The 12,391-nt window shown below is 38.9% G+C and carries 10 protein-coding genes and 1 tRNA gene; 8 read left to right on the plus strand and 3 right to left on the minus strand.

Features of this window, described 5'->3' with window-relative positions; genetic code table 11:
* Positions 1-107: 107 nt before the first annotated feature.
* Together purC and purT are read right to left on the minus strand one after the other, a co-directional pair.
* Complete coding sequence (purC, locus tag ACPEIW_RS03345) at positions 108-890, minus strand: phosphoribosylaminoimidazolesuccinocarboxamide synthase (RefSeq protein WP_116285859.1); 783 nt, start codon at positions 888-890, stop codon at positions 108-110.
* Between the two features lie 170 nt (positions 891-1,060).
* Entirely contained in the window at positions 1,061-2,434 is a 1,374-nt protein-coding gene (purT, locus tag ACPEIW_RS03350; RefSeq protein WP_410294335.1) for a formate-dependent phosphoribosylglycinamide formyltransferase, read from the minus strand.
* A gap of 132 nt (positions 2,435-2,566) precedes the next feature.
* Between purT and ACPEIW_RS03355 the strand changes: the two genes are divergently transcribed.
* From ACPEIW_RS03355 to ACPEIW_RS03385, 7 genes are all read left to right on the plus strand, one after another.
* A tRNA-His gene (locus ACPEIW_RS03355) sits at positions 2,567-2,642 on the plus strand.
* 261 nt (positions 2,643-2,903) lie between these two features.
* Entirely contained in the window at positions 2,904-5,603 is a 2,700-nt protein-coding gene (locus tag ACPEIW_RS03360; RefSeq protein WP_425663051.1) for a DNA translocase FtsK 4TM domain-containing protein, read from the plus strand.
* A 100-nt stretch (positions 5,604-5,703) separates the two neighbouring features.
* The gene (gene pgsA / locus ACPEIW_RS03365; protein WP_032815680.1) at positions 5,704-6,318 is read left to right on the plus strand and encodes a CDP-diacylglycerol--glycerol-3-phosphate 3-phosphatidyltransferase; all 615 of its coding nucleotides are present in this window, start codon (positions 5,704-5,706) and stop codon (positions 6,316-6,318) included.
* 4 nt (positions 6,319-6,322) lie between these two features.
* The gene (locus ACPEIW_RS03370; protein ID WP_410294337.1) at positions 6,323-7,063 is read left to right on the plus strand and encodes a CinA family protein; all 741 of its coding nucleotides are present in this window, start codon (positions 6,323-6,325) and stop codon (positions 7,061-7,063) included.
* Positions 7,050-7,283: a DUF3046 domain-containing protein gene (locus ACPEIW_RS03375; protein WP_020973608.1), complete on the plus strand. Its 234-nt coding sequence runs from the start codon at positions 7,050-7,052 to the stop codon at positions 7,281-7,283. The genes ACPEIW_RS03370 and ACPEIW_RS03375 overlap by 14 nt, the downstream gene beginning before the upstream one ends.
* 243 nt (positions 7,284-7,526) lie before the next feature.
* Positions 7,527-8,684, plus strand: coding sequence for a recombinase RecA (gene recA, locus ACPEIW_RS03380; protein ID WP_425663054.1), 1,158 nt, complete (start codon positions 7,527-7,529; stop codon positions 8,682-8,684).
* A gap of 22 nt (positions 8,685-8,706) precedes the next feature.
* Complete coding sequence (locus ACPEIW_RS03385) at positions 8,707-9,417, plus strand: regulatory protein RecX (RefSeq protein ID WP_425663056.1); 711 nt, start codon at positions 8,707-8,709, stop codon at positions 9,415-9,417.
* An 11-nt stretch (positions 9,418-9,428) separates the two neighbouring features.
* Here ACPEIW_RS03385 and thrC read toward each other — a convergent pair whose 3' ends face one another.
* The gene (gene thrC / locus ACPEIW_RS03390; protein WP_425663058.1) at positions 9,429-10,946 is read right to left on the minus strand and encodes a threonine synthase; all 1,518 of its coding nucleotides are present in this window, start codon (positions 10,944-10,946) and stop codon (positions 9,429-9,431) included.
* 72 nt (positions 10,947-11,018) lie between these two features.
* On the opposite strand from thrC, the gene ACPEIW_RS03395 reads away from it, so the two are divergent.
* Positions 11,019-12,377, plus strand: coding sequence for a glutamate-5-semialdehyde dehydrogenase (locus ACPEIW_RS03395; protein WP_425663060.1), 1,359 nt, complete (start codon positions 11,019-11,021; stop codon positions 12,375-12,377).
* Positions 12,378-12,391 lie beyond the last annotated feature (14 nt).

Genomic DNA, 12,391 nt, shown 5'->3' on the forward strand with positions numbered 1-12,391 from the left:
TGTAGTTTTGGCTATTTGTGTTTGGCTATTTTTGTTTGCTTGTTTGTTTATTTATTTGTTTAAGAACGCGCGTGGCTCGCACCTAAAAGATGCGAGCCACATTAAAATTATTGTTCAGTGCAATCGTTTGGATTGACTTCGTCGAAGTTTACTCCTTCGCTTTGCGCAAGAGATTTAAGCCTCGAGAATATTTCTTCGTAGGCTGGAATTATGTCTCCTAAATCGCGTCTGAACAAGTCTTTATCTAAATGACTTACTTCAGAGCCATTCGTATTGCGCTTATCCCAAAGTCGGCACGTATCTGGCGTTATCTCGTCTGCAAGAAGAATATTTCCTTGTGCATCAACGCCTTCTTCAATCTTAAAATCAACGAGTTGAACGTCGATTTTGTTGAAAATATCCAAAAGTGCATTGTTTACAGCGTGAGCCTGCTTTGTAATTTCTGCCATTTCGCTTTCGCTAGCAAGACCTAAAGCTACAACGCCTTCTGGGTTAATAAAAGGATCGCCAAGATCGTCTGACTTTACACAAAACTCCAAAAGAGGCTTTTTTAGTGCAGTTCCTTCTTTAACGGCATATCGTTTTGCAAAAGAACCAGCAGCTGTGTTTCGCATTATTATTTCTAGCGGAAACATCTTCATGCGCTTTACAAGCTGTTCGGTATCTGAAATTCTGCCAAGAAAATGGCTTTTAACTCCACGAGCTTTAAGAAGATTGAACAGTAGAGAAGTGATTTGATTATTTAAGCTTCCTTTTCCAGCAATTTGAGCCTTTTTAAGACCATTGCCAGCTGTAGCTTGATTCATGTATTGAACCCACAGAACGTTATCGTTACTCGTGGCATACAATTTCTTTGCTTTACCTTCATACAACTTGTCAAGTTTTTCCATTGACGTGCCTCTCCGTTGTATCCATGGCTGAGTGTTGCAAACCATCATTATTTGAAGGTTTATTCAACCGCCAGCAAGATTAGACTAACAATTGTTACCTACATTTTGTTTGTATTATTTTTTGATTTTTTGTCTAATAAAAGTAGTAAAAACCTTGCCTTTTCAGCGTTCTACGATGGCAGTTCTACTGTGTGTAATTTGCTTGCAATGCGTGTCGCACAAGATTTTGCGTCATTTACGCTGTTCGATACTGTCAAAATAACACCCATTCGTCTTGAGCCGTGAACTTCTGGCTTTCCAAAAATTCGTATATCGCATCTTGTGCAATCTTCTTCATCTAATGCTTGCGCAAGATTTGTAAATCCTACAGCACCGTTTCCTTGCACAACAAGTGCGTGGCTTAATGCAACTTCGTTATCTTTTAAGCAAAGAGCAGTATGCTTTTGTGTGATTGGAACACCTAAAATGGCTAAAACATGCAAAGCAAACTCGCTATAATATTGCGAAATCATTGTTACCATGCCAGTATCGTGCGGTCTAGGGGATAGTTCGTTAAAAAGTAAATCTCCATTCTTAAGAACAAAGAGTTCAACTCCATAAATGCCCCAGCCTGTTTCGCCGTTCTCTTTTGCTATTTTGCTTAAACCTTCTGCGGCTTGTTTTGCAATATTTTGAGCTGATTTTCTAACATTTTCTGGTATGTTTGCTGGTTGCCATGATTGCCTGTAGTCGCCGTTTTCTTGGCATTGTGCAATAGGTTCGCATGTTGTTATTCCAGCGCTTGAGCACACTGTTAAAACCGTTAATTCGTAGTCTAAAGGAGCAAGTGCTTCCACTATTACGCGAGATATATCTTCATTATTTTCACTATCTTCACTTTGCAAGTTTTGCGTTTTATGCTTAGATCTTCTTCCATTTTGTGCTTCTATCCAAGCATCTTCAAGATTTTTAGGATCTTTTACAATAGATTGACCATGACCAGAAGAACTCATAATTGGTTTCACTACGCATGGATACCCTACGATTTTTGCTCCTTCTTCTAACTCTTTGTAGCTTGAAGCAAAACAATATGGTGTAGTAGGCAAACCAATTTTTTCGTGGGCGATTTTTCGCAAAGCTTCGCGATCCATTGCAATCGAAGTGATACTAGAGCTTGGAACAACTTGAATTTTTTTGTTTTTAACAACGTCTTTTAATACTTCGGTTGATATTGCTTCAACTTCTGGGATTATTATGTTCGGGTTTATGTTGTTTATTAGTTCTTGCAATTTTTTAGAATCGCTCATATCTAAAACGCGATTTTCTTGCGCAACTTGCATTGCTGGAGCATTTGCATAGCTATCTGCAGCACATACTTTAATACCAAGTCTTATAAGCTCTATAGCGATTTCTTTTCCAAGCTCTCCAGATCCTAAAAGAAGTGCTGTAGTTGTGTGTGATGCTGAATTTAGAATGCCAAAAGTGCGATTGTTTTCAACGCTTTTCCAATGTTCTGCTTGCTCATTGAGCATGCTGGTTGCATTTGATTTTTGCAAAAAACTCATAGTCTTATTTTGTCATTAAGTAACGTCGTATTTTGTGCGACGCGCCGAAAATCGCAAGGGTAGCGCAAATTAGAAAAATCGTGTATAGTATTCCTCTGTTGTGCGATTTCCGAAGGGTTTCGCGCTGTAATGGTGGCTATAGCTCAGTCGGTAGAGCATCTGATTGTGGTTCAGAAGGTCGCGCGTTCAAGCCGCGTTAGCCACCCCACTTAATCGGCTGTTTTTCAGCCGATTTTTTTTTCTTTGTTTATGTATGCGTTCTGGCTGTGTTCTAACTGTGTTTGTGTTTTGTTTTATATCTTGTTGCATGCAATGGAGTAGAATAAGTAAAGCTATTAATTTGATAATATTGATTGGATAATTTTAAGTAATTCGGTTGGTGTTTGTACTTAATGTGAATGATTGCTGGCGATTAGCTTGCTAGTTGTTAGCGGTTTTTGTACGCGCATTTTATGGAGGAGCGATTTATATGCCAAACAAGGGTGGTAAGCAGTCTAAAGCGCAGACTAATGAGCCATTTTGGGAGTCTGCTCTGCTTTTTGTTCCGCGTGTTATTGGCAAAGCAGTTCGCTCGCTTTTTGGAGTTGGGCAATACGATGAGGCATACCGTAGAGATGGATTGTGCTTTGTAATGCTTATTCTTGCTGTTCTTTTTTGCGCATCTGAATGGTTTAGAGTTAGCGGATTCTTAGGCGTTGCTTTGCACTCTTTATCTTCCACGATTTTTGGCATTATGAGCGTTGTTTTGCCAGTGTGGCTTAGTGCGGTTGCTATTAGGCTTATGCGAAATAGTGGTGCTAAATCTGGCAATCCTCGTGTTATAGGTGGTTTTGTTCTTCTTTTATGGTCAATTTGCTCAATTTTAGACATTTTAATTGCAAGCAAAAATCAAGAATTTAATATAGATGATTTGCAAAAATCTGGCGGATTATTAGGATTCTTCTTAGGTTCTCCTTTGGCCTGGGGATTATCTAGGATTTTTGCTCTTACAATTTTTGTTATTATTGCCATTTTTGCTATTTTAATGATTCTTAAATTACATGTTGAAGATGTGACTCAATTTGTTTCATCTATTTTCTCTAAAAAGTCAAAGAATAATCAAGACTTAGAGAATATAGATGATGAAAATTCGAGTAATAGCAGCGATAATCTTGAGTTTGCAGAAGGCGTTCCAACTCATGATTCTAGTGAATCGGAAAAGTCGCGTAAAGATTTGCACAATTCAATAATCTCTAAAATTTTTAATTCTATGTTCGGCTCTAAAAAGAAGGATAGTAATAGCGAACTTTTAGATGCGTATGCTGGAGATGATGCTTTTCTTAGCGCTTCTTCTAAGCCAAGTCAAGATGGTTACTCTATTGAAGACTACGGCTCTAAATCGGACCCGCAAGAAGATCAGAATCAAAGTAATCATCCGCGTGTTGTTGCTTCTAATGGTGTTTCTAATGGCACTTATGGCGCTAATTCTTTGCCGTCTTCTGGTCAAATGTATATTGACGAATTTCCAAAAGCGCCAATTAGTGGTGAATCGCAATATAGCAATGATCCATGGAGTAAAATGCCTGGTCAGCAGTTGGATCAATATAGGTCATCGCAAGAAAATGATGAAGATAGTGTGAGTAACGCCAATAATTCAAACGATTCTAGCGATTCTTCAAGTGAGTACAGCGAAGAGCCGTACAGATTGCCAGATTTGAACATTCTTGTTCACGGAAAACCGCACGCAACTAGAACTCCTGCAAATGATCGCGTAATTCGTGCGCTAACTTCTACGTTTGAACAGTTTGAAGTAGATGCAAAGGTTATTGGCTTTTTAAGAGGGCCTTCTGTTACTCAATACGAAGTTGAGTTAGGTCCTGGAGTAAAAGTTGAAAAAGTCACAAATCTTCAAAAAAATATTGCGTACGCTGTAGCAAGCACAGATGTGCGTATTTTGTCTCCAATTCCAGGCAAGTCTGCGATTGGTATAGAGATTCCAAACGTAGATCGAGAGATTGTAAACCTTGGAGATGTTTTAAGGTCAGATAAAGCTCGCCAGGATTCAAATCCTATGCTCACTGGAGTTGGTAAAGACGTTGAGGGTCATTTTGTAACTGCTGCTCTAGATAAAATGCCGCATTTGCTTGTTGCTGGTGCTACTGGTTCTGGAAAGTCAAGCTTTATAAACTCTATGCTAACTTCGATTATTATGCGTTCTACTCCAGAGCAGGTTCGCATGATTTTGGTGGATCCAAAGCGAGTAGAGCTTTCTGCATATGCTGGAATTCCTCATTTGTTAACTCCTATTATTACGAATCCTAAGAAGGCTGCTCAAGCTCTTGAATGGGTTGTTAAAGAGATGGATGCGCGCTATGATGACTTGCAATTCTTTGGTTTCCGCCATGTAAAAGACTTCAACAAGGCTGTGCGCGAAGGCAAGGTTCATGCGCCAAAAGGCTCCGAGAGAAAAGTTGCGCCATACCCGTATTTGCTTGTTGTTGTAGACGAGATGGCTGATTTGATGATGGTTGCAAAAAACGATGTTGAAAGTTCTATTCAGCGAATCACGCAGCTTGCTCGTGCTGCAGGTGTGCATCTGGTTCTTGCGACTCAACGCCCTTCTGTTGATGTTGTAACTGGCTTGATTAAGGCGAATATTCCGTCTCGACTGGCTTTTGCTACATCTTCTGCTACGGATTCTAGGGTTATTCTAGACACTGTTGGTGCGGAAACTTTGATTGGTCAAGGAGATGCTTTGTTCCTTCCAATGGGCGCTGCTAAGCCTCAACGTGTACAAGGATCTTGGGTTAGCGAATCAGAGATTCGTAAAGCTGTAGAATATGTTAGAACTCAGCGAAAGCCAAAATATAGGGAAGACATTGAGCAAATGGCTGCAAAAGCAGATGAACAGGCTCAAGTGCAAGCTAAAACAACAGATATTGGCGACGATATGGATGAGCTCCTTCAAGCTGCCGAGCTTGTTGTTGGTGCACAATTTGGATCTACGTCTATGCTTCAACGAAAGCTTCGTGTTGGATTCTCTAAGGCAGGTAGGCTTATGGATTTGCTTGAGTCGCGTGGCGTTGTTGGGCCTTCGGAAGGCTCTAAAGCGCGTGAAGTTCTTGTTCAGCCGCAAGATTTGCCTAAAGTCTTAGCTTTTATTAAAGGTGAGTCTGATTCTTTGAATTAAGAATAATTAAGTATTGTAAAAGCATTGCTAAAGCATTGTTTTTAATTAAGTTTTGCGTTTGCTATACCATGTTTGTGTAGCGGTTATGGAGGTATTAACGATGTTGCAAAATGGTAAGTCTAAGTTGCTAGAAGGTTGGAATTGTGCTCCAAATATTGTGACTTACATAAGAATAGCTCTTTCTGTTGTATTCATCGTTTTGTATCTTATCTCTGGGCCTTGGGGCTATGCTTCTACTTCGGTTCGCTGGGCTGCATTTGCAATGTTTATAATCGCAGCTTCAACAGATAAATTAGACGGTTGGATGGCAAGAAAATATAATCAAGTTACAGAGCTTGGAAAACTCTTAGATCCTATTGCCGATAAGCTTTTAATACTTTCTGCTCTTATTATTGCTTCTGCTTTTGGCGAGCTTTATTGGTGGATTACTCTACTGTTTATTCTTAGAGAAATAGGCATTACGGTTTTGCGTTTTTACGTTATAGATAAAGGCGGAAAAGTTATTGCAGCATCTTGGGCTGGAAAGTATAAGACGCTTTCTCAATCTGTTGGAATTTCAATGTTGCTTGCGCCTATTGTTCCAATATTTTGCGCTTACAATGTTTCTGTTTGGGTTGTGTGCTATTACTCGCTTTGCTACGGATTTATAGGCATTGCTCTTGGTTTTGCGCTTTATTCTGGATTCCTTTACGTGCGCGGTGCGTTTAAGCGATAGTAAAATGTGTGACGATTTGGTAAGCGATTTTACAAGCGATTCCACAGACTTTTTTGCAAGCAAAATTCTCGATTTTTGTGTGAATAATTCTTTGCATATTTCTTGTGCAGAATCTTTAACAGGAGGACTTCTTGCGGATTCGTTTGTAAATATTCCTGGAGCCTCAAAGGTTTTTCTTGGATCGGCTGTTACTTACGATATTCGCGAAAAATCTAAGATTCTTGGCGTGGATTGCGATTTGCTTAAAACTTGCGGTGCTGTAGAGCCTAGCGTTGCAAAGCAAATGGCGTTTGGTTGTGCAAGATTGTATAGCGGCGCAAAGTGGCAATATGATTGCACGGATTCTAGTAAAGATGTTGATAGCGCAGATTTTCCTGTTATTGGATTGTCTACTACTGGCGTTGCAGGGCCTGGTCCCGATGGCTTAAAACCGCAAGGATTGGCTTACGTTGGAATTTTTATTCCAAATGTTGCTTCAAAGCGCTGTTCTTCGCTTGATTTTGATTTAGTTTCGCTAAAAATTAACAATATTAAAGATCGTGTTTTTGAGTGTAAATGTGGCAAAATAAGCAATCTTTCTTTAAGTAGATGTTCTACTTATTCAGTTGACCACGGTTTTACGCTTTGCGCTCAACTAAATATTTCTGGAGACAGAAAAGACGTTCGTATTGGTGTTGTTAGTGCGCTAATTAAGATTTTCTATGCTCTTATTTTTGAAGATTGGATTTTTTATGCGCGAACGTGAATTTTGGGAGCTTCTTGAAGAAGTCTTCGGTAGAGAATTTGGTAGGAGTATTGCTAAAGACCAAGAGTTGCAAAAGCTTGATGGTATGAGTGCGCGCGAAGCGATTGATGCTGGAGTGGAGCCTAGAATTGTTTGGAATGTTTTATGTGATCATATGAATATTCCAGATAGCAAGCGTTGGGGTAAAGACCATAATGCTCCGCCACTTCCAGCAAAATAAGGGTTATTTTATTTTTTAATTTGATTGCGTGTGTGTGTTTTTGTTGGAATTTCAAGCCAACACGCATATCGAACAAATGTTCGTTTATGGTGTATAATATTTAATTGTTGGTCTTCTTGCAGCGTGTAAGTGCCTATTGGTTATTGGAAAATAGCCTTTAACCACATTGCTCTAAAACGCTTGCACGGGCATCATGTATTGAGTATGGTCATCAATACATCGGCATGCGAAAGGAGTAATAATATGGCACAACAAACAAAAAAGGGTGCTGTGGATCGTCTTATTGATGCCGACAAGGCAGATCCACGTAGAAAAGCAGCGCTAGAGATGGCTCTTGCAAATGTTGAAAAACAATATGGCAAGGGTTCTGCAATGCGATTAGGAGATAAGCCACTGCAAGACGTTGAGGTTATTCCTACTGGTTCCTTAGCTCTAGACATGGCTTTGGGAATTGGTGGCGTTCCTCGTGGGCGTATTGTAGAGGTTTATGGTCCTGAATCTTCTGGTAAAACAACGTTAGCTTTGCACATTGTTGCTAATGCTCAAAAGAATGGCGGAGTTGCAGCGTTTATTGATGCCGAGCATGCGTTAGATCCAGTTTATGCGCGTAAATTAGGTGTAGACACAGATTCTCTTATTGTTTCTCAGCCAGATAATGGTGAGCAAGCTTTAGAGATTGCGGATATGCTTATTCGATCTGGCGCTTTAGATGTTATAGTTGTTGATTCTGTAGCAGCGCTTGTTCCAAAAGCCGAAATTGACGGAGACATGGGAGATAGCCATGTTGGTTTGCAAGCTCGCTTAATGAGTCAGGCTTTAAGAAAGATGACAGGAGCTTTGTCTCAAGCTGGAACAACCGCAATCTTTATTAATCAGCTTCGAGAAAAAATCGGTGTGTTCTTTGGTAGTCCAGAAACAACTACAGGTGGTAAAGCTCTTAAATTCTATTCATCTGTTCGAATGGATATTAGGCGTGTTTCTACTATTAAAAACGGGGAAGAAGCTGTTGGAAATCGAACTAAAGTAAAGATTGTTAAGAATAAAATGGCTCCTCCTTTCAAAACAGCTGAATTTGATGTTCTTTATGGAGAAGGAATATCTACTGAAGGCTCTGTAATTGATATGGCTGTACAGTGTGACGTTATTAAAAAGTCTGGTTCTTGGTTTACGTATGAGGGTGAACAGCTTGGTCAAGGTAGAGAAAACGTACGTCAATTCCTTAAAGATAATCCTGCTATTACGGAAGAAATTAGCGATAAAGTAAAAGTTGCTTTTGGGCTAATGAAGCCAGAAGATCAATTTGTTGAAGTAGAAGATGAAGACGATAGCGAAAAAGCAAAGTCGAATTCTAATGCAGAAAATAAGTCAGATGCTTCTAGTAAAGATCCCAAGAATAAATAGTGATAGATGAGAAGACTGATAGATGATTAGTGTTGAGAGTTTTCTTCGCAATCATAAGCCCGTAGATGCTTCTGTTTTTAACAAAAATGATGTTAAAAACAAGAATGTGTGCGCACAAGATGATTGTAGTTTAGAAGTTGTTAATTCGCATTATTCAGAGAATAGTATTGAAATAGGTGATTGCGAAGAAGACTCATACCATTCGTCTTATAGATTGCAAAAGTATAACTCTTTTAATAATAAAGCTGTTAAAAAAGTAGACTCTAAAAAAGCATGCGACTTTGATAGTTGCAAAGAGTGTGCTTTAAGAATGTTAGATTATGCTGCAAGATCTTCAAACGACTTAAAAAATAGGCTTATAGATAAGGGCTACAGAGAGAATATTGTTGAATCTGTAATAATTCGTTTAGAAGATTTGCATTTGATTGACGATGAGCAATATGCTCAATCTGTTATACGCTCATGCTCAAGTAGAACATTAGGAGAACGTGCAACTCGCATGGAGTTGCAAAAAAAGGGAGTTCCTTCTGCAATAATAACCTCATCTTTGCAAGATGCTAGAGAAAACGGTGTTTTTGAGCAAAGCGCATGGGATTTGGGCAAAAAGGTAGCACAGCGAACAAAAAATCTAGAACCAGATGTTAGAAGGCGAAGATTCTTCTCTGCAGGAGCTAGAAAAGGCCACGATTTAAGCACGCTAAACGAAGTATATTATGCTTTGTTTAAGTCTTAAACTATTAGGACTTAGCAGATTTCGTTAGCGCACTTAAGAACGTAATCTGGCATATCTTCAACGTTAATAACATCGTTGAATCTAGCTGTTTTATTCTTAAGTTCGCTAAGCATTTTAGGAGCGTTTGTAGAAGTTTTTCTTTCTAGCAAATCCATGCAAGCAAAATCATCTAATCCTTCAATATTTAAGCCTAAAGATTCGCAAACAACTCTAGGGAACTTATACGGGCTTGCAGTGCTTAAAAGAACGCGAGGAACACTAGAATCATGAGGAATATGGCTCATAACAAAGTATCCACAAGCAGTATGTGGGTCAATAACATAATTATGCTTATTCCAGCATTCTTTTATGGAATCTCGAATTTGATCCTCGTTTGCCCATCCGCATCCAAAAAGTTCTCGAATTTTAGAAAGCACGTCTTCTGGTACTTCAAAAGCGCCCCATTGTTGCAAATCATTCATAAGCATTTGCAAAAGTCGCGTATCTTTATTGCACATGTAATAAAGCATGCGTTCCAAATTAGAAGAAACAAGAATATCCATAGAAGGCGCAACCGTTTGATGGAAAGGTCGAATCTTGTTATATGTTCCGCTAACCAAAAAGTCAAACAAAACATTGTTGCTATTGCTTGCAACAATCAAGTGCTTTACAGGAAGGCCAAGCATTTTTGCATAATATCCAGCAAGAATATTGCCAAAATTGCCACTTGGAACGCAAAATTCTACTTCATCGCCAAGCTTTATAGAGCCGCGTTCAACAAGCTTAGAATAAGCGTAGAAGTAGTAAACAACTTGAGGAATAAGTCTGCCTATATTAATCGAATTAGCAGAAGAAAGCAAAGCATTATTGTTATTCTTAATCGATTCATTAATTGAGTCGTTAGTAAAAATTTGCTTAACGCTGCTTTGAGTGTCGTCAAAATTACCTCTAACAGCGCAAACTTTTACGTTGCTTCCGCTTTGAGTTGTCATTTGCAATTCTTGAACTTTACTTACTTTGCCTTCTGGGTAAAAAGTAACCATAGAAGTGCCTTCAACATTTGCAAAACCAGCTAGCGCAGCTTTGCCTGTATCTCCCGAAGTAGCAGTAAGAATCATAACGTTTTGGCTAGAGTCAGAAGCATTTCTTGAGCAACGAATAAATTGTGGCAAAATTTGCAAAGCAACATCTTTAAAAGCGCAAGTAGGACCGTGGAAAAGCTCTAAAACAAAATCATTGTTAGTGCCAAGCTGCTTTAATGGAGTAATCTCGCAATCTTCCCATTGGTCTCCATAAGCATTTTCAACGCACTCATCAAGCTCGCTAGAAGTAAAATCTGGAAGGAGGATTTGAAGAACATCTTTAGCGATTTGCTTATAAGATTTTCCAACAAGATTAGAAATATTGTAGCGAGTTTCACCAAGGCAATCCGTAACAAACAGGCCACCGTCTTCGGCTATACCCCTACGAATAGCTTGCTTCGACGTATAGGTTTTAGAGTTAGACCTAGTGCTATGAAACATAACTGTATTCGTAGTGTTTTCTGCCATGATTCCTCCATCTGTGTCAATTGTTATACATAATACCCGAAGCATTGGAGCCTAAGCACTGCTATTGCTAATATGTTCAATATGATTAATCTCAATACAAAGTTTGACGAAACGCATAATAGTGAGCAAGTCAATAGTTCTAAAGAGCATGGGGACTCTACAGATTCTATTGTTTTTTCTAGAGCAGATGATGCGCGAATTGCTCAAAGAGAATTTGCTAAAGCTAATGCCACTTTTAAGAACAATCTTTTAAATGCTATTGCTGATTCTCTTGAAAATAACGCAGACTTTATTGAAAAAGCAAATAAGCAAGATTTAGAAAAAGCTCAAAAAAATGGTATGGATGCTGGAAAACTAGACAGACTTGTGTTTAACAAAGAAAGAATAGTTAAATCAGCTCAAAGTGTTAGAAAAATAGCGCAATTACAAGATCCTGTTGGCCAAATTGTTAGAGGGTACACGCTGGAAAATGGTATTAGACTTTCTCAAGTAAGAGTGCCAATTGGCGTTATGGGAATGATTTACGAAGCTAGACCAAATGTAACTGTTGACGTTGCATCTTTGTGCGTAAAATCTTCAAATGCTGTAATTTTAAGAGGCGGAAGTGCAGCCGAATGCACAAATCGCGCAACTATTAGTGTGTTAAAGCAAGTCTTAAAAGATTTTGGTGTAAGTGAAAATCTTATAGAATCTGTTGATGATTTAGGCAGAAGCGGTGCAACGTCAATGATGCACGCTCATGGTCATATTGACGTTCTTGTTCCTAGAGGAAGCGCAAATCTAATCGCGGCAGTTGTTAAGGAATCAACAGTCCCAGTCATAGAGACTGGTGCTGGAAATGTTCATATTTATGTAGATAAAACAGCAAACTTTAGTCAAGCGATTGCGATTATTATAAACGCAAAAACGCAACGAGTCGGAGTTTGTAATGCTGCAGAAAAATTACTTGTAGATCGAAGCATTGCTAAAGATTTTCTTCCAAAAGTCGCAAGTGAATTAGCGAATCATAATGTTTTGATTCATGCTGATGAAGAATCATACAATATTTTATCATCCGCAAATATAAGTGGTATTAAACTAGAGCATGCAAATAATGAAGATTGGTCTACAGAATACTTGTCTTTGCAAATCGGAGTAAAAGTTGTAGATGGTGTTAAGGATGCCATTAATCATATTTCAAAATATTCAACGGGTCACACGGAAACGATTATTGCGCAAGACTACTTAACGATTAATGAGTTTGTTTCGTCAATAGACAGCGCGGTTGTTATGGTAAATGCTTCAACAAGGTTTACAGACGGCGGCGAATTTGGTTTTGGAGCGGAGCTTGGAATTTCCACTCAAAAGTTGCATGCAAGAGGGCCAATGGGCTTAGTAGAGATGACAACTACAAAGTGGGTTGGCTACGGGCAAGGACAAATAAGGGCTTAAGAGTAAGGTTAAGA

This window comes from Gardnerella piotii (assembly GCF_049815665.1).
In the GTDB taxonomy this organism is placed as follows: Bacteria; Actinomycetota; Actinomycetes; order Actinomycetales; family Bifidobacteriaceae; genus Bifidobacterium; species Bifidobacterium piotii.

What these genes read in the sequence shown, in the direction of transcription:
- purC (WP_116285859.1), bottom strand. Translation starts at nt 890, where the DNA reads ATGGAAAAACTTGACAAGTTGTATGAAGGTAAAGCAAAGAAATTGTAT.
- purT (WP_410294335.1), bottom strand. Translation starts at nt 2,434, where the DNA reads ATGAGTTTTTTGCAAAAATCAAATGCAACCAGCATGCTCAATGAGCAA.
- ACPEIW_RS03360 (WP_425663051.1), top strand. Translation starts at nt 2,904, where the DNA reads ATGCCAAACAAGGGTGGTAAGCAGTCTAAAGCGCAGACTAATGAGCCA.
- pgsA (WP_032815680.1), top strand. Translation starts at nt 5,704, where the DNA reads ATGTTGCAAAATGGTAAGTCTAAGTTGCTAGAAGGTTGGAATTGTGCT.
- ACPEIW_RS03370 (WP_410294337.1), top strand. Translation starts at nt 6,323, where the DNA reads ATGTGTGACGATTTGGTAAGCGATTTTACAAGCGATTCCACAGACTTT.
- ACPEIW_RS03375 (WP_020973608.1), top strand. Translation starts at nt 7,050, where the DNA reads ATGCGCGAACGTGAATTTTGGGAGCTTCTTGAAGAAGTCTTCGGTAGA.
- recA (WP_425663054.1), top strand. Translation starts at nt 7,527, where the DNA reads ATGGCACAACAAACAAAAAAGGGTGCTGTGGATCGTCTTATTGATGCC.
- ACPEIW_RS03385 (WP_425663056.1), top strand. Translation starts at nt 8,707, where the DNA reads ATGATTAGTGTTGAGAGTTTTCTTCGCAATCATAAGCCCGTAGATGCT.
- thrC (WP_425663058.1), bottom strand. Translation starts at nt 10,946, where the DNA reads ATGGCAGAAAACACTACGAATACAGTTATGTTTCATAGCACTAGGTCT.
- ACPEIW_RS03395 (WP_425663060.1), top strand. Translation starts at nt 11,019, where the DNA reads ATGTTCAATATGATTAATCTCAATACAAAGTTTGACGAAACGCATAAT.